The sequence below is a fragment of the Fibrella aquatilis genome (assembly GCF_017353255.1).
Classification (GTDB): domain Bacteria; phylum Bacteroidota; class Bacteroidia; order Cytophagales; family Spirosomataceae; genus Fibrella; species Fibrella aquatilis.
The window spans coordinates 46,786-66,585 of record NZ_JAFMYU010000032.1 but is presented as its reverse complement, the minus strand read 5'-3'; the positions used below and the strand labels follow the sequence as shown (position 1 = coordinate 66,585).

At 56.0% G+C, this 19,800-nt stretch carries 20 protein-coding genes; 5 read left to right on the top strand and 15 right to left on the bottom strand.

What is annotated here, in order from left to right; all coding sequences use genetic code 11:
- The 4 genes from J2I48_RS26165 to J2I48_RS26150 form a co-directional block, all read right to left on the bottom strand.
- Positions 1–489, bottom strand: coding sequence for a GNAT family N-acetyltransferase (locus J2I48_RS26165; RefSeq protein WP_229376805.1), 489 nt, complete (start codon positions 487–489; stop codon positions 1–3).
- Positions 490–699: 210 nt separating this feature from the next.
- A complete protein-coding gene (gene aspS / locus J2I48_RS26160; protein ID WP_207338485.1) occupies positions 700–2,448 on the bottom strand; it encodes an aspartate--tRNA ligase in 1,749 nt (582 codons plus the stop codon).
- Positions 2,449–2,620: 172 nt separating this feature from the next.
- A complete protein-coding gene (locus tag J2I48_RS26155) occupies positions 2,621–4,057 on the bottom strand; it encodes a DUF5723 family protein (RefSeq protein ID WP_229376803.1) in 1,437 nt (478 codons plus the stop codon).
- Between the two features lie 177 nt (positions 4,058–4,234).
- Positions 4,235–4,837 carry a NifU family protein gene (locus tag J2I48_RS26150; protein WP_207338484.1) on the bottom strand — a complete coding sequence of 201 codons (603 nt, stop codon included), beginning with the start codon at positions 4,835–4,837 and terminating at the stop codon, positions 4,235–4,237.
- A 183-nt stretch (positions 4,838–5,020) separates the two neighbouring features.
- On the opposite strand from J2I48_RS26150, the gene J2I48_RS26145 reads away from it, so the two are divergent.
- Positions 5,021–5,683, top strand: a complete 663-nt coding sequence (locus J2I48_RS26145) for a hypothetical protein (protein WP_229376801.1) — start codon at positions 5,021–5,023, stop codon at positions 5,681–5,683.
- A gap of 5 nt (positions 5,684–5,688) precedes the next feature.
- Here the strand turns inward: J2I48_RS26145 and J2I48_RS26140 are convergent, their stop codons facing one another.
- Genes J2I48_RS26140 through J2I48_RS26120 form a run of 5 tightly spaced genes read right to left on the bottom strand, consistent with a single transcriptional unit; the run spans position 5,689 to position 9,765 of the window.
- On the bottom strand, positions 5,689–6,549 hold the full coding sequence (locus tag J2I48_RS26140) for an alpha/beta fold hydrolase (protein ID WP_207338482.1): 861 nt from the start codon (positions 6,547–6,549) through the stop codon (positions 5,689–5,691).
- A gap of 35 nt (positions 6,550–6,584) precedes the next feature.
- A complete protein-coding gene (locus J2I48_RS26135) occupies positions 6,585–7,445 on the bottom strand; it encodes a 3-hydroxyacyl-CoA dehydrogenase family protein (RefSeq protein ID WP_207338481.1) in 861 nt (286 codons plus the stop codon).
- Positions 7,436–8,545, bottom strand: coding sequence for a bile acid:sodium symporter family protein (locus J2I48_RS26130; RefSeq protein WP_207338480.1), 1,110 nt, complete (start codon positions 8,543–8,545; stop codon positions 7,436–7,438). Before J2I48_RS26130 ends, J2I48_RS26135 begins: the two co-directional genes overlap by 10 nt.
- 32 nt (positions 8,546–8,577) lie before the next feature.
- Positions 8,578–9,366, bottom strand: coding sequence for an IclR family transcriptional regulator (locus J2I48_RS26125; RefSeq protein ID WP_207338479.1), 789 nt, complete (start codon positions 9,364–9,366; stop codon positions 8,578–8,580).
- Positions 9,367–9,369: 3 nt separating this feature from the next.
- Positions 9,370–9,765 (bottom strand): VOC family protein, encoded by a 396-nt coding sequence (locus J2I48_RS26120; protein WP_207338478.1) that lies wholly within the window; start codon positions 9,763–9,765, stop codon positions 9,370–9,372.
- A 128-nt stretch (positions 9,766–9,893) separates the two neighbouring features.
- Here J2I48_RS26120 and J2I48_RS26115 point away from each other — a divergent pair, with 128 nt between their 5' ends.
- The 3 genes from J2I48_RS26115 to J2I48_RS26105 are packed head-to-tail and all read left to right on the top strand — an operon-like array spanning position 9,894 to position 12,742.
- Positions 9,894–10,745 carry an FAS1-like dehydratase domain-containing protein gene (locus tag J2I48_RS26115; protein WP_207338477.1) on the top strand — a complete coding sequence of 284 codons (852 nt, stop codon included), beginning with the start codon at positions 9,894–9,896 and terminating at the stop codon, positions 10,743–10,745.
- Entirely contained in the window at positions 10,738–11,940 is a 1,203-nt protein-coding gene (locus J2I48_RS26110; protein ID WP_207338476.1) for a CaiB/BaiF CoA transferase family protein, read from the top strand. Before J2I48_RS26115 ends, J2I48_RS26110 begins: the two co-directional genes overlap by 8 nt.
- Positions 11,930–12,742: an SDR family NAD(P)-dependent oxidoreductase gene (locus J2I48_RS26105; protein WP_207338475.1), complete on the top strand. Its 813-nt coding sequence runs from the start codon at positions 11,930–11,932 to the stop codon at positions 12,740–12,742. Before J2I48_RS26110 ends, J2I48_RS26105 begins: the two co-directional genes overlap by 11 nt.
- A 39-nt stretch (positions 12,743–12,781) precedes the next feature.
- Here J2I48_RS26105 and J2I48_RS26100 read toward each other — a convergent pair whose 3' ends face one another.
- Entirely contained in the window at positions 12,782–13,276 is a 495-nt protein-coding gene (locus tag J2I48_RS26100) for a peptide deformylase (RefSeq protein ID WP_207338474.1), read from the bottom strand.
- On the bottom strand, positions 13,273–13,704 hold the full coding sequence (gene arsN2 / locus J2I48_RS26095; protein WP_207338473.1) for an arsenic resistance N-acetyltransferase ArsN2: 432 nt from the start codon (positions 13,702–13,704) through the stop codon (positions 13,273–13,275). The genes J2I48_RS26100 and arsN2 overlap by 4 nt, the downstream gene beginning before the upstream one ends.
- Before the next feature lie 70 nt (positions 13,705–13,774).
- Here arsN2 and J2I48_RS26090 point away from each other — a divergent pair, with 70 nt between their 5' ends.
- Positions 13,775–14,152 (top strand): RidA family protein, encoded by a 378-nt coding sequence (locus tag J2I48_RS26090; RefSeq protein WP_207338472.1) that lies wholly within the window; start codon positions 13,775–13,777, stop codon positions 14,150–14,152.
- A 23-nt stretch (positions 14,153–14,175) separates the two neighbouring features.
- On the opposite strand, the gene J2I48_RS26085 is transcribed toward J2I48_RS26090, so the two are convergent.
- From J2I48_RS26085 to J2I48_RS26070, 4 genes are all read right to left on the bottom strand, one after another.
- On the bottom strand, positions 14,176–15,501 hold the full coding sequence (locus J2I48_RS26085) for a putative porin (protein WP_229376799.1): 1,326 nt from the start codon (positions 15,499–15,501) through the stop codon (positions 14,176–14,178).
- 51 nt (positions 15,502–15,552) lie between these two features.
- Positions 15,553–16,983, bottom strand: a complete 1,431-nt coding sequence (locus J2I48_RS26080) for an inorganic phosphate transporter (RefSeq protein ID WP_207338471.1) — start codon at positions 16,981–16,983, stop codon at positions 15,553–15,555.
- Positions 16,984–17,190: 207 nt separating this feature from the next.
- A complete protein-coding gene (locus J2I48_RS26075; RefSeq protein WP_207338470.1) occupies positions 17,191–17,553 on the bottom strand; it encodes a hypothetical protein in 363 nt (120 codons plus the stop codon).
- Positions 17,554–17,564: 11 nt separating this feature from the next.
- Positions 17,565–19,796 (bottom strand): FG-GAP-like repeat-containing protein, encoded by a 2,232-nt coding sequence (locus tag J2I48_RS26070; RefSeq protein WP_207338469.1) that lies wholly within the window; start codon positions 19,794–19,796, stop codon positions 17,565–17,567.
- Positions 19,797–19,800 lie beyond the last annotated feature (4 nt).

The window sequence follows — 19,800 nt, the reverse complement described above, 5'->3', positions numbered from 1 at the left end:
TCAAAAGTTTAGCTCCATGTAAATATCGGCGCGGGTGTAGGGGCTGGGTTTAAGGGGTGCTTCGACAAAACCGAGGCTTAGGTACAACTGAATGGCCGCCACGGCCTTGCGGTTCGATTCGAGCCATACGCGGCTGGCACCGGCCTGCCGGGCAAAATCAATAGCTGCTTCGCAGAGTAGACGGCCAATACCTAGGCCGCGTGCTTCTTTGGCCACGGCCATCTTAGCCAATTCAAAGTCGGGCTTGGTGGCGTCGACTTCGGCGGTGTTAATCATGGCCACCGTGCCTAAAATCGTATTGTCACGCAGGGCCAGTAAAATAGCGCCGCCACGGGGTAAAATGTGATCTTCGGGGTGGTCAAGCTGCTCCAGATCGTGCGGCTCTACGGCGAACGATTCGCTGATCCACTCTAGGTTAATGCGCTTGAAATCAGGCTGATACGTTGCTGCGTAAGAAATAATCCGGGTGTCGTTCATGGTGTCTGTCATGGCAATAATTCAATAACTGAAATCGGGGCAACTTACGTTGCGACAAGAATATACGCAAATCAACCGAATGGTTATTCAGGAGGTAAATTCTTTAACGCAACAAGCCCGCCAAATGAGCGGGCTTGTTGCGTTAGTGTAGAAATCGAAGGCACGTAGCGCGAAGCTATACACCTCACCAATTTCCATAACTCAATTCCTTAAGGAGCTTCATTACACCGTTGTCCGAATCTTCAACTCATCCAGTTGCTTGTCGGAAATTACCGAAGGTGAGTCGATCATGACGTCGCGGCCGGCGTTGTTTTTGGGGAACGCAATGAAGTCGCGGATGCTGTCTACGCCGCCGAAGAGTGAGCACAGCCGGTCGAAACCGAAGGCGATGCCGCCGTGGGGTGGCGCACCAAACTCGAAGGCGTCCATCAGGAAACCGAACTGATTTTTAGCCTCTTCGTCGCTGAACCCCAGCAGGCTAAACATCCGCGCCTGTAGCTCCCGGTTGAAGATACGGATCGAGCCGCCGCCCACTTCGGTGCCGTTGATGACCAGGTCATAGGCGTTGGCCCGCACCGCGCCGGGGTCAGTGTCGAGCAGCGGAATGTCTTCGGGTTTGGGCGAGGTGAAGGGGTGGTGCATGGCAAACCAACGGGCCTCCTCTTCGCCGTATTCCAGCAGCGGGAAGTCCAGCACCCACAGCACTTTGTAGTCGTCGGGGTTGCGCAGGCCCAGACGGGAGCCCATTTCCAGCCGTAGTTCGTTTAGTTGCTTGCGGGTCTTGTTGGCCTCGCCCGCCAGCAGCAGCAGTAAATCGCCGGGTTGGGCGTTCATCGCCATGGCCCAGGCCTTGCGCTCCTCTTCGGAATAGAACTTATCGACGGATGATTTCACACTCGCGTCTTCGTTGACACGGGCGTAAATAAGGCCTTTGGCACCAATCTGAGGCCGTTTTAGCCATTCGGTCAATTCGTCTAGCTGCTTGCGCGTGTAAGTAGCGGCCCCCGTGGCGCAGATACCCACTACCAGTTCGGCACTGTCGAAAACGGGGAAGCCCCGGCCCTGAACCTGATTGGTCAACTCCACAAACTCCATCCCAAACCGGATGTCGGGCTTGTCGGAACCGTAGCGGCGCATGGCTTCGGCGTAGGTCATGCGGGGCACTTCAGCGAGGTCGATGTTTTTGACCGTTTTGAACAAGTGCCGCGTCAGGCCCTCGAACATATTGAGGATGTCTTCCTGCTCCACAAACGACATCTCGCAGTCGATCTGCGTGAACTCCGGCTGCCGGTCGGCGCGGAGGTCTTCGTCGCGGAAGCACTTCACGATCTGGTAATACCGGTCAAACCCCGACACCATCAGCAGCTGCTTGAACGTCTGCGGCGACTGCGGCAGGGCGTAAAATTCGCCGGGGTTCATGCGGCTGGGCACCACAAAATCGCGGGCACCTTCGGGCGTCGATTTAATGAGCACTGGCGTTTCCACCTCAATAAAATCCTGCCCATCCATGTATTCGCGGGTGCGGCGGGCCACCTGGTGTCGCAGCTCCAGGTTCTGCCGAACGGGGTTGCGACGCAGGTCGAGGTAGCGGTAACGAAGGCGCAGGTCGTCGCCGCCGTCGGTTTCGTCGTCAATCTTAAAAGGTGGCACTTTGGCCGCGTTCAACACCGTCAGGACCGTGGGGCGAACTTCAATGTCGCCGGTTGGGATGTTCGGATTTTTCGATTGCCGTTCGGTCACCACGCCCGTGGCCTGTACCACAAATTCGCGTCCCAGCGTCCGGGCCGTTTTGAACAAATCGGCCGACGTAACGCCCTCTTCCAGAATGACTTGCGTAATACCGTAACGGTCGCGCAGGTCGATCCAGAGTACGCCACCTTTGTCGCGGGCAATTTGCACCCAGCCACTCAGGGTTACTGTTTTATTGATATCCGACGAACGCAGTTCGCCACAGGTGTGTGTTCTGAGCATAGATAGAGGAAAGAAGCAAGACGCAAGAAACAAGATCGACTTCGCAGAATGCCCCGATGGCAAACATTGAACTGTTCTTGTTTCTTGCGTCTTACTTCTTGTTTCTTGCGTCTTACTTCTTGATTCTTAATTTGGCAAAAATAGGCAGATAGCGAGGCTCCTACAAGCCGGATTACTCGTTGGTGCTGCCCCGGCTACCAAAGCCGAAGGCAATGCCGCCATACACGTCCAGGCCACGTGGGGCAATGCCGTTGCTGCTGTTGCCAAACAGGCCGGGCACGTTATCAGACCCTAGCCAAATGGGGCCTGCCCGGAGTGATAACCCCGCCAGTACGGCTCCATTTACTAAGGAAATGGGCACCGAGACTGCCGCCCATTTATGCTCATACCGGGGCACTAGGGCCACCACAGAGGGTTGGTGCATGGCTACAGCCGAGTTGCTGCGCAGGTCCTGCCAGTAGGCCATTTGCAAGCCCAAGCCCGTTGGTAGTTCATAGTCGACAGACGTGTTGAGCGAACTGGGCAGGCCGCTGGTAAACGACCCCTGGTTTTGACTCTCCTCGACGCGGAGTTTCTGACGAATCACATTGACGATCTGCTCACTGTTGCGCACGTCGTTGAAGTCGGAGGTGAAAAAACGCAGCTTTTGCTGGTCAATAGCGTAGGCATCGGCGGTGTAGTTGATGCCGCCAAGATCAGTCAGCGCAATGCCCGCACGCAAGGTAGCGCCGTCGGGGTCGGGCTTGTATACGTAGGCACCACCCAGGTCGAACCCCACGCCACGCCCCGGTGGGTGCCCGTTGACGAGTGAGCGCAGGGTAAGGTTCTGGTTTTGCAGGAACGACGTATACCCAAAATCGGCCGACACCTGATCTACAGACAGGTAACCGCCGCTGGGCACATTGGCATCAGGCAGCACCTGGTAAGTAAGGCCACGATTGACGAAATAGCCCGACGTAAAACCCACTAAGTACTTAATCGTCAGGCCAACCATCAGTTTGGCTTCGTCGGTTTCCAGTACGGTATGGCCCACGCTGGCGGCCAGTTCGGCGTAGGTATTGGTGCTCACGCTAAAGGCGTTGTTGCGGCTGGGAATGCTGTAAAACGCCGAACTGTTCAGGCTGGCCCGCAACGCAGACAGCAGTTGCTCCGACGCTCCCCAGACCTGCCCCGCCACCCGCAATCGCGACGATAGCCCAATGACGGTGCGGTTGCCCACGGCCAGTTGCAGCGCCGGTCCCCGGAAATCGCCCCATACAGTAGCGTTTTTGGGTTTATCGTCCAGCGTTTCCTGCGTGTAGGTCGACTCGAATTTGATGTTGCCATTGCTCCGTCGGTACTCGTCGGGTACCTGCCCGGTAATTAGGCGCAACAACGAAAAGGGTGCCTGATAGCGGACGTAGTTGTTGTTGGCATGCAGGTTACCCGCCCCCAGGCTAACAAACACCCGATGGGGCGAATCGGCCAGCCAGGCCGGGTTTTGATAGGTGCGGTGTACCCCCGAAGTAGGGCTGGTTGTCAGACCAAGCAAGTTCTGCGCCGACGCCAAAGCAGGCAGCAGGCAAAGGGTGGCCAGGGCAAACCGGCGAGGCGTTGTGGAATGGATCAAGGGTCTGTGCGAATGGTGCTACAAAGAAAAACGCCAGCGCAGCAAAAGCGTTGGCGTTTTTCTTATTTTCTGACAAAACGGAGGGATTTACAGTATGCAGTTCTACAGTATGCAGTGGGGCTGACGCGAACATCCGCTTGCGTCAGCCCCACTGCATACTGTAGAACTGCATACTGTCTACACGCCTTCTGCTTCTACGGTTTTTACGCCGGGTACCAGGCGGGTGAGCAGGTTTTCAATACCGGCCTTCAGTGTCAGGGTAGATGAAGGGCAACCACTGCACGAGCCTTGCAGGAGCACTTTCACGGTGCCGGTGCTTTCGTCGTAATCGTGGAAGTTAATGGCCCCGCCGTCCGACTCTACTGCCGGGCGAACATACTGATCCAAGGCCGCTTTGATCTGCTGCACCGTCTCGGAGTCAGACTCCAGCCGGGCGCTGTTCAGTTCTACCGTGCGCTGCACAAAAACGGGCTTGTCGGCCTCGAAATAGTCTTTCAGGAAGACTTTTACTTCAAACATAATCTCACCCCAGTCTACGTCTTCCGACTTGGTGAGCGTGATGAAATTGCCCGCAATAAACACCCGGCGCACGTCGTCGATGCCGAACAAGGCAACGGCGAGGGGGGAGTTTTTGCCTTCTTTCAACGCTTCCGACGGTTCGGCATAGTCGAACGAGAGGCCATCGGGCACCAGTTCGCGGTTGAGCACAAACTTCATCGAGTTGGGGTTGGGGCTTTGTTCCGTAAAGATCGAAACAGGCGGACGGAGGGCAGCTTGCATAAAAGAGTGATTGTCGTTTGCTGGTTAACGCAACGTGTACGTTTTCAGTTTACTGTCTTCTGTTAGACTGATGCATGATATTATTGATTCGAAGGCAAATAGGGCATGATCATTACCTTCGTTTCTGCACCGGTCTTACCAGGTGTGTATTCCTGTATGAAATGTATCTTATTTGCGTTCATAATGAGCTTACTGCATATCTCGATCACGGTAAGCGCTCAGACTGTAACTGGGTTACCACTGCGGCTGACCAGGGATAGGCTGAAACCCAACCTGGTGTCGATGTCGTTTGAGCGACTAATGGGGAAAGAGGCCCTCCGGGTCGTTAAGGATTCAAGCGTACAAAAGGTAGACGAGCCAACGTTTGTGCGGCTCGAAGGTATTGATTTCACCAATGGTACAATTCAGGTAAAGGTGTTGAGCAGGCTGTTGAAAAACGCCCCAGAACTAGCCCGTGGGTTCATCGGGGTTGCCTTTCGAATCAACGAAGCCAATTCCAGCTACGAGAGCATCTATATCCGTCCCACCAATGGCCGCGCCACCGATCAGGTACGTCGTAACCACGCCATCCAGTACTACTCGTATCCCGATTATAAGTTTGATCGCCTGCGGAAAGAAGCTCCGGAGCGATATGAAGCTTATTCGGACATGACCTTGAATGAGTGGATCACCCTGACAGTGGTTGTCAAAGACAGGCAGGCCCAACTATATCTAAACAATAACAAGCAGCCTTCACTGATTGTGAACGATCTCAAACATGGCGCAGGCACGTCGGGTGGGGTAGGCCTCTGGGTAGACATTGGCACCGAAGGCTATTTTGCAGACCTGACCATTACCAACCAGTAGCAAGTCTACTTCATCAAAAAGGGCCTGATTACGTCCCAGGCGGCCGGGGCATTTTCCAGGAAACAGCCGTGTCCGGTGTTGGCGATGATGCTGATCTGATGGTTCGGGATAAACCGGGCGGCACTCACCACCCGCTCAACGGGGTTGCCCTGATCGTGGTCGCCCGCCATGACCAGTACGGGGCATTGTATGGCGCTCAACAAGTCCTTGCTCACCGTGACGTTGTTGTAGCAGTTGGAAACCTGCGTAAAAACGTCGTCCAGCCGATTAGGTTCGGGCATGAGCTTTAGCTGCTGATCCCAGAAGGGTTTGTCCATTGCCAGGGCCTGCTTCGCCGTAAAGTTGAATTCGCGGAAGCCCGGACGCAGTTCTCCAGCACCGATCACGACCATCTTCTTCACCCGGTTGGGAAACATCGCGCCTAGTTGGTAGGCCGAGTACCCGCCATCGCTGAAGCCAAGGACAATGACGCTATCTTTCGTCACGGCATTGATCACCGCCATAGCATCCGTAGCCCGTTGTTCCAGTGTAAGGAGTTGGTGGCCGATCTCCGATCTCCCGTGCCCCCGCGTCGAGACGGCAATGACCCGGAAGTTGCCTTTCAGCTTGTCGATGAGGTCGGCCATTTCGGTGATCGTACCAAAGAGGCCGCCGTGGAGCAGCACAATGGGCTGGCCTTTGCCATAGACTTCGTAATAGATCTTGGCATCGTTGGCCTGCACATAATGTCCTGCTTTGGCATTGGCGCCATACACGGTTTTGCTTACCTCATTGGCTGGCTGGAAGGCTCTGCGCAACGGTACTTGTGCCTGTAACGTGCTGTTTGTCAGCAGAAATACCAGGACTAAAAAGAGCTTGACAGTCATCTTAATGGTAGGTTAAGTTACGGTTGGTCAACTGGTTATTGTTCGTAATCGTAAAATCCTTTTCCGACTTTTTTGCCCCATTCGCCTTTGATGAATTTTTCAACCACCGTGGGCGAAGGCCGGTCGGCGGGGTCGCCAGTTTCTCGGTATTTTTCCATGCCCACGTGGTAGGCCAGGTCGATACCGGTAAGGTCGAGGAGTTGAAACGGCCCCATGGGGTAGCCCAGCCCGTTCATCACCGCCGTGTCGATAGCCTCAGGCGAGGCCACGCCCATATCGAGGAGTTTGAGGGCTTCCTGCCGGGTAGCCTGCAACAAGCGGTTAACCAGAAAACCGTAGATTTCTTTGTGGAGCAGCACGGGCGTTTTTCCCATTTTCCGGGCGGCATTCATCACCGCATCCACCGTCTCGTCCGACACGTGCGGGCCTTTCACGACCTCGACCAGCTTCATCACCAGCGCCGGGTTAAAAAAGTGCATGTTGCACACCTTGTCGGGCCGGGCGGTGGCATCGGCGATGTTGGAACTGACAATGTAGGAACTGTTCGTTGCCAGAATCGTGTGCGCCGGACAGAGCTTATCCAGTTGGGCAAACAGCGTTCGTTTGATGTCCAGCTTCTCAATGATGGCTTCAATCACCAAGTCGGCATCGGCAACGGCGGTCTCTATTGTTGGTACAAAGGCAAGCGATGCAAGGGTCTGATCAGCAGCCTGTTGCGTTAATTTTTCTTTTCTCACCCGCTCTGCCAGGTACGTATCGGCGAATGCACTGGCTTTATCCAGCATGGCTGCGCTGGTATCGGTACACGTTACCCGGAAGCCCGCCAGCGCAGCGCAAATGGCAATCTGATGGCCCATATTGCCCGCCCCAACCACCGCAATCGTTGTTATGTCCATACTTCCTGTTCCAGTTTAGCTTCTTCTTTTATAGGCTGATTGCGCCACCAGTTGGCCAGTAACGACCCCGAAATGGTCATCCACGGCACCGAAATGGCCGAGGCCAGGCCCACCGTAGCCACCTTGCCCATTTGCAGGGCAATGCCCGACGCCAGCCCGCCATTTTGCATGCCCACTTCCAGCGAAATAGTGCGGCAGGTCTGCTCATCGAGGCCCATGAGCCGACCACTCCAGTACCCCAGCAGGTAGCCAATAGAGTGGTGAATGACCGACGCGACAAATAACAGCGGCCCAATGTTGAGCAGGGCATCGCGCCCGGAAGAAACGATCACGATCAGCATCATGAGCACTCCCACCATCGACAGTACGGGCATGACCGTTTGCAGCCACTGCACCCCGCTGCGGATCAGCCGGTTCACAACAAGCCCAAGCACGATGGGGATGATGATGATCTGGACAACGTGCAACATCATGGCCACAAAATCGATCTGGACAAATTGCCCGGCCAGCAGTTTCATCAGCAGCGGCGTCATGAGGGGGGCCATCAGGGTCGATACCGTCGCAATGGTCACCGACAAGGGCATGTTGGCTTTAGCAATAAAGGCAAGTACGTTGGAGGTTACCCCGCTGGGCACCGACCCAATCAGGATGATACCAGCGGCTATTTCGGGGTCGAAACCAAAGCCTCTGGCCAGCGCAAACCCCACCAGGGGCATGATGGTGAAGTGACTAACCAGCCCAATAACTACCGCTTTGGGCGTTTTAACGACCCCTTCAAAATCGCGCAGGCTCATTTCGGTGCCCATCGTAAACATGATTAGCTGAATCAGCGGGACGATCAACCGGGTGAGCTTGAAATCGCCGACCTGCCGGAAATAATGGGGATAGTACAGGCCAACTGCCACCGCCGCAAACACCCAGATGGTGAAAGACAATTGCCCGATAGCCGGTATGCCCCGCCCCCCAACGGCCAGACAAACCAGCGCACCAATAACGAACGGCCCTGTCGTGTTTAAGCTGTTGCCAACAATCAATATCCCTATGGCTAGTACACCTAATATAGCAGAACAGGTAAGTAAGGCTTTGTATAGGTGTTGCATAGTGATGTAAGGTTGTTGATTATCAGTGCGTTTCACCTTCCCAGCGCAATGCGGCTGCTGAGGCCTGCTGCCCGTTGCCGGAGCTTTTCTTCGACCTCGGCCAGCGTAGCCTGTGGCGTGCCGTCGATACGGGCCAGCATCGGGACGGTCAGGGCGGCCACGGCGTTTCGGTTCATGTCGAGAATGGGAAACGATATGGCGTGGAGGCCTGCATATTGATTGCTTTGGATGGATGCGAAACCGGTCAGTGTCACCTCGGTCAGCGCAGTGCGAAACCGACTGAGATCGGCGTCGGACGGGTTCGGCAGGCTCTCGTTGATCCGTAATTCTCTGATAATCGGGTCCTGAAACGCAACCAGCACCAGCCCCGACGCCGAAGGAGCCACGGCAATCTCAGACCCTACCCGCGTCATAAAGCCAAGACCGTCAGGCGGTTGGATAGATGCAATAACCGTCTGAACGCCTTTGTTGTAGACCCGTAGATCGCAGGGGAACGAGATCTCCCGCGACAGGGCTTCCATCACCGGCAGGGCTTCGGTCAGCAACCGGTACGTGGGCGGGTGAACGTGCGACAGCTGAAACAGCTTAGTCGTGATGGTGTACGTATTGCCGTAGTTGGCCACGTAATCCCGACGTACCAGGCAGGTGAGCATCCGGTAGATTTCGCCCAGATTCCGCCCCAGTTGTGCCGCGATTTCCTGCTGGGTGAGGCCGTTTTCGCTTTGGCACAAGGCCTCCAGAATATCAAGTCCCTTGTCTAAAGCCGGGGCCGAATAGCCATTGGTTTTGTCGGCTGTCTCGTCTGTTCCGTTTGCTTTCATAGGCTACATACCCGTCTGATGCACCTCGATAATGCGGCCGTCCGGGTCATGGAAAAAAATCTGATACCAGCCCGCTAGTGCCCACTTGCCGTAGTCGGCATACGGGACGCCTTTCTCCTCCAATCGTTTTTTGAAGCCTTCAATATCATCGGTGCGGAAGCAGAAATGGCCCCGTTCCAGGGGGTTGATAAACTGCTTCATCTGGAACCCAAGGTTCACGTCTTTGCGGGTGATGTGAAACTCGACGGTGCCATCGGTCAAAAAATCGACTGCACCAGTGAAGCGATCAGCCGTGTCCTCACCCGCCAATCGATGTTCTTCGTCAGTCACCCGGTCGAGGCCAAACACAGCCTGATAAAACGCCGAGGTCTTGGGTACGTCTTCCGTACACAGGTTCATGTGGTGGTAATTGAATGTCATGCGACGTAATCGTATAGGTCAGTACATTGCAAATATGAAATATTATTTTCACATATAAAAATAAAATAGTAGTTTTGGCAAAGATCGTATAACATAAATTAGTTGTTGTGACAGAACAGGCATGGACAACGGCATCTCCGGTATGCGCCACTGAACGGTGTAGCCTAACCATGGTGCGCCGGGTGGCGGCTATGCTCGACCTGAATCCGGGTACGTTCCGGGAGGGGGATGCCCTACCACGGGGCTGGCACTTTTTCATGCTGGCGGGCGAAACACTCCGATCTGCCCTGCGTCCGGATGGCTTCCCCGGCCTGGGTGTACCCATTCCCGACCTCGGCCTACCCCGACTACTGCTGGGCGGTAGAATGGTGTCTTATCGGGGGCCACTGGTGATTGGCGCGGATGTGGAACGCACAAGTTTTGTAAAAAGCGTTACCGAAAAAACCACCTCGTCAGGGCCAATGGCTATCGTGACGATTCAGCATGAGCTACGCCCGGTTTCAGCTGCATCCCAGTCTGTTGTGGAAACCCAGACGTACATGCTGCTGGGTGAAAAAACGGGCTACACAAAGGCAGACACAGCACCGGGCGTACCCATCCAGGCCGACCACCGGAAACAGGTTGTGCCCGACGAAACTCTGCTGTTTCAGTACTCGGCGCTGGGGTTCAATTCGCACAAAATTCACCTCGACCGGGACTACGCCCAGCGGGTTGAAGGTCTCCTGGACTTGGTAGTCAATGGTGGTTTATCGACCCTGCTGCTGACCGAGTTCATGCGAACCGAACTAGGGTGTGAACCAACCGAACTAACCGTGAAGCACATGGCCCCGCTGTTCTGCAACCGCCCCCTGACGCTCACGGCTAATTATGGTGAAACCGGCTGGCAATTAAGGGTTTACGACGACATTAATAGGGTTGCTGTAACTGTAGAAGCCCAAACCCAACATCCCCATGTTTGAGCCGTTGAAAGGAATCAACATACTCGACCTGACCGCCGTGGTGGTGGGGCCGGTAGCTACCTGGCGGTTAGGGCAATATGGGGCCGACATTATCAAAGTCGAACACCCGTCGGGCGACCTCATGCGGGGGCTGGGTGGCCTCTCGCCCACGGGGCATCATGCGGGAACATACCTGCACCTTAACCGGGGCAAACGAAACGCTTGCCTCGACCTGAAAACGCCCGGCGGCAAGGCCATCTGTGATCGGCTGATTGAATGGGCCGACGTGATTGTGGCCAATATGCGCCCCGATGCCCTGGCGCGGCTAGGTCTGGATGCCGATACCATCCGGGCAACATACCCCGATAAAATTTACTGCCTCATCACGGGCTACGGCACCGATGGCCCCTACGCTGGCCTGCCCACCTACGATAGTGTGTTGCAGGGAGCTTCGGGTATTGCCGGGTTGTCGATGGCCCGCGACGGCAAGCCCGCCTACGTACCCATGCTCATCTGCGACCATGTTGTGGGTGAAATTACGGCCGGGGCCATCATGGCTGCTCTCATGCAGCGTGGGCGAACGGGAGAGGGGGTAAGCCTGGAGATCCCCATGTTCGAGACCATGGCGGCTTTTGTGTTGCAGGAACATCTGGCCCAGCAGAGCTTTGATCCGCCGGTTGGTCCGGCGGGTGATATGCGTTTGTTGAGTGCTCATAATCAACCCGTTAAAACGAAAGACGGGTATATCGCTTGCACCATTAACACCGACGCACAGGTTCGTGGCTTTCTGCACGTGACAGACCGGAGTGCGTTGCTGGCCGATGTCCGTTTCGCCACGGTAGCCAGCCGGGCCAGATATGTATTGGACTGGTTTGAAGTACGGGGGGCACCGCTGGAAGCCAGAACAACGGCTGAATGGCTTGCCCTGTTTCGGGAGGCCGACCTGCCCGCCATGCCCTGCCATACGCTCCAGACCCTGGTAGAGGACCCGCACCTGAAAGCCGTTGAACTACTGGACTACGAAGACCACCCCACCGAAGGCCGAACCGCCGTGATTCGCTCTACCATCCGCGTCGATGGGCAGTATCCATCCGCTCGTTCTGCTGCCGCCCCCTGTGGCTGGGACACGGGCGAATTGCTGGGCGAACTGGGCTTTTCACCGGCTGAACTGGACCGGTTTGTCGCGCAAAAAGCAGCGTACATTTATGAAAAATAACCCGCCGAACGAGGGCCAGCCATACAATTATCGGCTGCTGGATGACCAGGTTTGTGTTATTGTTGGGGTCGCATCGCTCCGTAGTATCGGCTACGCTACGGCCGCGCTTTTTACCGCCCACGGTGCCCGGCTCGTGCTGCTCGATCTGGCCATGACCCATCAGATCGCCAGCGACCTGACTGCCTCTATCGCGGCACAGGTTGGCCATACCCCAGACGTGCTTTGCCTACCCTGCGACATCCGCTCTGCCACCGACTGCGACAGGGCCATCGAGCAGGCCGTGTTAAGATTTGGCCGCATTGACTGCCTGGTGAATTGCGCGGGCATCGTCAGGTCTGAAGGCATGCTGTCCATCACCGACGAAGCCTATGAAACGATCATGAACGTGAATTTGAAAGGCACATTTAACCTCTGCAAAAGTGCCTTGAAACGCTTCGTTGACCAGAGAAGTGGCGTTATTGTGAATCTGGCCTCTCTGGCGGCCCAACGCGGCGGCGGGCTGGTAGGTGGGGCGCACTATGCCGCCTCGAAGGGGGGCGTGATCAGCCTGACCCGCTCCATTGCCCGCGAATTTGCTCCGCTGGGCATCCGGGCCAATGTAATCTGCCCCGCCATGATCGAAACCAGTATGCTGGATGGGCTATCGGAAGACCAGCTAGCGGCTGTTATCTCGGCGATTCCCTTAAAACGGGTTGGTAAAGCCAGTGAGCTGGCCGGGGCCTGCCTCTTTCTGGCGTCTGACCTGTCGGGGTTTATGACCGGAGCCACGCTTGACGTAAACGGCGGTATGCATATCCACTGAGGCACTGCCAGCTAGAGACCTACAGCATCGTCGTGGGTACTACCTCCTCAAATTTCGGTACCGAAATGACTGACTATCAATGGCCCTCATAGTGCAAAGTATGCCGTCGAGGTGGTCATATTCGTGTTGCAACAGTTCCGACAGCGCATCGGTCATGTGCCATTGCTGGGGTTGAAATTGCTCATCCAGGTAATTGATTGTCAATGACTTATGGCGATGTATGCGGACCAGTAGGTTGGGGAAGCTCATGCAGTCGTCCCAAAGCGTAAACTGCTCATCGCTGAGGTTGGTGAGCGTGGGGTTCACAAAGACCACGGGCTTGTCGATGTGCATATAAATCAGCCGTTTCATAATGCCCAGCTGTGGCGCGGCAATAGCCCGGCCAAAGCCGTAGTGGCTCCGCACGTCCTGCATGGCGCTGTGCAGGTCGGCCACCCAACCGGCCAGTAGTGGCTGCTCGTCGAGCCGTACGGGTTCGCAGGTTTCGTAAAGGCGCGGGTCGCCGAGGAGGAGAATGTCGTGGCGCGTTTTCATGCCAGCTTCTGATGCATCACAATGGCCGAATCGGGGCAGAGGCTGCTGAACTGCCGGGTTTGGGCAATGGCCTCGGGCACGGCGGCGCGGTCGATGATTTCGTAGCCCAGCTGCTCGAAAAAAGGCGCTGCGGTGGTTGTCAGCAAATATATGTCGGTGAAATCATGGGCCAGCGCTGCTTCCTGAACGCCTTCTACCAGCGTATGGCCGAGGTACTGCCCGCGAAAATCAGGAGCCACGGCTACCGACCGCAGCAGGGCCAGATCGCCCACCAGATCAAGCCCGGCGGCACCAACCAGCGTATCGGCCTCGTGGGCCAGCAGGAACGTAGACAGCTCGTCGGGCAGGTCGTCGGTGAGGAGGCTGGCCTGGGTTAGCAGTTCAAGTAGCGCGGGTCGGTCGGTGGCGTTGGCAGCGCGGAAGGTCATGCGATTGGGGTATTTTTGGTGGCGCAAAGGTACACGTTGCCCCGCCACTATCGTTGTTAAACCCCAGGCTATGATCCTCATCCAAACGCCCGACGCGGCCCCACCCGGAGGCCACTACTCGCAGGCCGTCGTTCACGAAAAAACGGCCTATCTGGCTGGTATTCTGCCTATTCTGCCCGATGGTACCAAGCTCACCGACGGCTCTATCACCGCCCAGACCGAGGCTGTTCTGGCCAATCTCAAGGCCATTTTGGCCGCCGCCGGTTCGTCGCCCAATGAGGTAATTCACGTACGCATCTATTTGACCGACATAGCCGAGTGGGGCACCATCAACGCCCTATACGCCGACTTTTTTGGCACCTACAAACCCGCCCGCGCCGTAGTGCCCGTACCCACGCTGCACTACGGTTTCAAACTGGAACTGGAAGCCGTGGCGGGGGTTCTTTGAAGACAGTAAGCAGAAGACTTCCTCTAAAATCGGTACTGTGTTCTGATTGTCAACAGGTTATCAGGGGTGTCGGTTTGATAGCTGTTTAGCGAGGTAGCTTCGTTTACGGGTATTTCGTACCAAAGCACCGTTTTCAGGTTGCTATTAACGGCGTAGATATAACCAATGCCGAAAGTATCGTAGCGGATGTCGGCCCAGGTGAGGGGGGCAGCAAGCTGCTTACCCGCCACCTGTTTGTTGGGGTCGTACCAGTCATATTTCAGCACAAGCTGATGGTTGGTGCTGCCCAGGTGTTGCAGGAAATAGAAATAAGCTCCGTCGAAACGGCGGGTGTAAAGTGGTGCGGCGTTAGGGGTAGATAGCGGGTTGGGAATCGTGCCAGGGGTTTCGCTGCTGTTTGCATTGGCCGTTTGCCAGCCCGTGATATATTCCGCCCGAAACTCGGTAAACCCTTTTCTGTTGGGTATCCGTAGCTGCACATCGACCCCGGTATACCGACGGGGGGCAAGCTGCCCTGTGCTCACCACCGTGCTGTCGCGCACAAAACGGGGCACATCGGCAGGGCCACCCATGCGGTAGAGTTCGTTGGTGAACCGCCCAATGCCACCCCAATAGCCCGATACGCTGCCCGTGATAGTGATACCGGCGTTAGTGAGCCTCTGGGGTTTCACCGAAAAACGGGCAATCACGTCTTTGTGGCCATCATAGTCGCTGAGGCTAGTCAGGCCGGGGCCGTTGAAAAGTCCCAGATCGAGCTTCAGCCAGCGTAGGGGGTGGTTTTTGCGACGGGCTTCCAGCGTCAGCATTGCGCCCAAGTCGCGTTCGGTGCGCATGAGCAACTGTGACATTCGGCCCCGTTCGGGTGATTCACGGTCGGCAGAACTATAGTTGATTTCGAAGCCAAAAGGTCGGGCAAATAAACCGGCCGTAATGTGAAAGAGATCGTATTTTGTCTCGTAGTAGCGGCCCCAGAAATCACGCGTTTGCACACCACGCTCGGTGCCGTCGAACTGGAACACAAAGAGCAACGTCTGTTCGCCATTGGGCGAGTAGGTGGCATAGTCGAAGCGCAGACGGCCCCGCCGCACACTGAATCGGCTATCTACGCCGGGGGCAAAATCACCTCCGTTGAAGCTTTGTTGGCCGGCAGTCTGGCTTACCTGAAACTGCGGCTGTATATAACCCGAAATGTTCAGGGACTCGTATTTCCGAAGCAGCCCGGATAACCGGCGTGTCGTGTCTATCTGACTTTCCGACAAGTTGCCGGTTTGCTGAGCGAGTATAGGGTTAAGGCATAAACTGCTGACAAACAGAATGGCAACTGGCTTGATAAATGACTTCGGATTCATGTTGGTTGATAAACAAGCATCACGAATTAGGGCCACGGTAAGCGCCCGTGTTCAGCTAAGAATAAGCCGGAACAAGAGGAACAGCGATGCCGAGAGGAGCACGGCTACGGGCAACGTGAGCACCCAGGCTAAGGCAATGCTTTGTACCGTTTTGGCCTGTAGGTTCTTAATTCCTTTGCTTGCCACCATGGCCCCCGCAATGCCCGACGACAGGGCGTGGGTGGTGCTAACGGGGGCTTTAAAACCCGGAATCAGGCCCGAGGCCAGACCAATGGTAGTGGCGGCCACGAGTTCAGCCGAGGCCCCCTGCGCGTAGGTCAGGTGCGACTTGCCGATCTTTTCGCCTACGGTGACCACAATGCGTTTCCAGCCAATCATAGTGCCAAAACCCAGCGACAGCGAGATCATCAGGATCACCCAAAAAGGGGCGTGGTCGGTGTATTTGCGCAGGCCCTCTTCTTCAATGGTAGCCGCCTTACGCAAGGCCGATTTGTCGGCATCGCTTAACTTAACATCTTCACTACCAATGAGTTGTTTAGTGTTGCCACTAATTGTAAGCAGCGCCCTCCTGATATTTAACCCGCCGTCTTTTGGGTAGACGCCCGTGGTTACGGCAGGTTGCAAATTGGCAATGCTTGTGTTGATTTTCTGAATGCGCTCAATATCGGTGTTGCTGAGTTGTCGGGTGTTGATCAGGGCAATTTTTTGCTGAACGGTGGCCAGATCAGGCTGAAGGCCCTTAATGTCGAGGCGCGTATCGATGGCAAAGTAAGCGGGCAGAATACCAATTAGAATCAGCATGATAAGACCAATACCTTTTTGGCCATCATTGCGCCCGTGAAAGAAGCTAACCAGCGTACAAGTAAGGATCAGCAACCCCCGTACCCACATGGGTGGCGCCTGACCGGCATGGGGTTCGTCGAATAATTGTTTGCGAAGGTCTTTGCTGAGGCTGCGGCGCAGAATGAACATGAGCACAACGGCCAGGCCGAAACCCAGCAGGGGCGAAAGAAATAGGGCCAAAAATACTTCCTCCGCCTTTGCCCAGTTAACAGCGGCCACCCCGCTGGTGTTTTCCGGCAGCAGCGCGTAGCCTAGGCCCACGCCCAGAATAGCCCCAATCAGGGTGTGCGAACTGGAAGCAGGCAACCCAAAATACCAGGTGCCAAAATTCCAGATGATAGCCGAAAACAGTAGCGCCAGTACCATGGCAATACTGTGGTAAACATTCTGGTCGATAAGCAAATCAACCGGTAGCAGATTGATGATGCTGATGCCCACACCCACCCCGCCAGTGACTACACCAATGAAGTTAACGATGCCCGACCAGATGACGGCCTGAGTGGGCTGGAGCGAGTTGGTGTAGATAACGGTGGCCACGGCATTGGCCGTATCATGAAAGCCGTTGATGAATTCGAAGGCACATGCGGCTAACAGACAGATAGCCAGAAGAATGAAAACGCCGGTCTCTAAGCCGAACATATTGTGTATGAGTTAATTGCAAAAATGCCTCAAAAAGGCTTCCGCAAAGTTGCCCATACTTTGAGGGAGTTCGGCTGACTGTTTGTTAAGAAATTGTTACGGGGGAAGAGGGAGTTTAAAGTCTAAGGTCTAACGTCTAAGGTTGCTGCGCGTCCGGCCCCTGCGAACGCGAAGTAACCTTAGATGTCAGACCTTAGACCTTAGACTTTAAACTCCCTCTTCTTCATCACCCAGCATATCCATTTCGGCTTCGAGCTTGGCTTCGCTGACGTTGTCGAGGTCGTTGTAGAGTTCGGCGGGGAGGTCCGTGTCGTCCAGGGCGGTGTCAGAGACCATGTCTGTCATGTCGGTGGCCACGGCGTTGTCAGTGTAGAGAATAGTGTCGGAGGCTTCTTCGTCGCCGGGGTTCATTACGTCGGGTTGCCCGTCGAGGCCAAATTCGGCGTAAACGGCGTTTTCTTCGTTGACGTCGTTGCCTGGCATGTTCACACTCTGGGGCGACATGCCTTCCAGCGGCCCGCCCGAATTTTGATCAACGCGCTGCTGATCGGGGTTATTTAGATTTTCCATAACGCTTGTGTTTACCGACCTAACACCACGCGGCTGACTTTTGTTGGTTGGCCCTCGGCCACCAGGCGCAGCAGGTACATACCCCCCGGCAGGTTGCCCAGATCGAGCCGAAATTCAGTCTGTTTCGATACCAACTGCCCCGCCAGCACCCGCCGCCCGTCGAGGCTCAGTACGTCGAGCATACCGGCGTTGGGGGCCAGGATCGTCACGAACCGGTCGGAAGGATTAGGGTAAGCCCAGGGCTTGGAAACGGCCTCTGTGGCCAGAATAAGGGGTTTTTCGGAAGTGTTGCGCACAAACCGAAGGCCCCCGGCCTGTGTGCCAATCATGAGGTCGGGCAGGCCGTCGCCGGTGAGGTCGGCGGTGGCGGTGAGCACGTTGAGGCCCGGAAAACCCAGGCCCGTGAGCGAGTCGAGGCGGATGCCGGGCTGTTCGGGCTTGTCGGCTAGTCGGTAGAAGTCTACCGTGCCGGGGCGGCTGATGGTGAGCAGTTCGGGCTTACCGTCGGCGTTCATATCGGCAAAAGCCAGGGTGCGGTTGCGGTTTGTAAAATCCACACCAATGCCCGCCAGCGCCGTGGTTTGCAGCGCAAACGTAACCGTTAGGCTGCTGCTGCCGGTGAGGCCAGTATTGCGCAGGTACGTCACGTTGCCCGGGCTGTTGCCCACCAGCATGTCGGGCTTACCGTCTGCATCGACATCGCCAAACGCCAGGGCTTCGGTAGGCGACATATAGATAGGCAGGCCAAAGCGTTGGGCATTTTTCCAGCTAAACGAAGCGGCTTGCCCCGCCGCCGCGCCGTTGGGTAGCCACCGCAGCAGATTGCCCGTTTGCGAGGCCGTTGAAATGACCAGATCGGGCGAGTTGTTGCCGTCGAGGTCCACGAAATAAGGCCGCAGGTTGGTGAGCGAATCGCTCTTGCTCAGGCCCAGAAAATCGGTGTCGGTCAGCGCAAAAGCAGGTTTGGTGGCCGTGCCGGTATTGTCGAAACGCCAGAGCCGGGCGCGGTAGCCGTTGGTGCCCATCGACCCCGCCTGCCCCACCAACATATCCAGATCACCGTCGCCGTCGAGGTCGGCAAAGGCGGGCGCGGCGTTTTCACCCACGTCGATCATGTCGCCCTGCAAAAAGTCGTTTTGGACGTACGTAAAGTTGGGCTTGGTGGCTGTTCCGGCGTTCTTATAAAACAGCGTAGAAGCCTTGAAGTCAAACAGATACCCTTCGTTGGAGGCCACGTTGGGCGTAGCCAGCAAATCGGCGAGGCCGTCGCCATCGACGTCTTCAAAATAAGCGGCGGGGAAAACGGGGAATCTAACGGGATTCACCTTCGGAAAGTCGGCGTCGAACCGGGTGAAGTTGGCTTTTTCTGAATTAGGACCGGTGTTGTAGATCGCCGCCAGGTTGTTGCAACTCACGTAGCCAAACACGATGTCTTTGCTGCCGTCGCCGTTCACGTCGAAAATTGTCAGCGCATTGCCTGAATGCTCGGGCCGGGCGTTGGGAATGCCCACGCGCCCGCCCGCGTCGCAATTGATGCCGAAGGTGAAATCGTTGCAAAGCTCTTTAGAGAAATTGCCCCAGCAAATGCCCTGCCGTTTGAAATCAAGACCCGGCGCGGCCACCGTCGTTTGCCGTTGCTTGCTCAGATTCTGGTAATACACCGCCGTGTTGCCCCCCGCGTAGTCAAAGGCTATGATGTCTACGTCGCCGTCGCCGTCATAATCCAGAATCGCGGGTACGTCGGTGGGATTGAGGTAAAGATTAGCCTGCCCGTAGAAACTTTCGTGGTAAAGCGGATTCACTGCACTTTGCCAGCTTACTATACCTCCTGCTGATGTGTTGCGCCACACCTGAACGCCCGCCGATGCCCACGAGAACAAATCTTTCTTGCCATCGCCGTCATAATCGCTCAGAATGAACCAGTTGGCCAGTTTAGGAAACGCGGCTTCGTACTGTGGGGCGTACTGCCAGGCGGTCTGTCCCGCGGCGTTAGTGACCGACAGGAAGGTGCTGATTTTATTGTTAGTACGGTCGAACACCACCAGGTCGGGCCGGGCGTCGGCGTTGAGGGGCATAGTAGCAAACTGCGCCGCGTTGAGTCCCCCCGCCCAGGCATTGGTCAGCGGCCGACCATTGGCCGTTACGGCGGGCTGCGTATCATATTGCACCGTAATGCGCGGCGCAGTTTGGGCCAAAGCACCCAGCACCAAAAAGAAGAGCAGTCCCGTAAATCCGTATCGCATACTA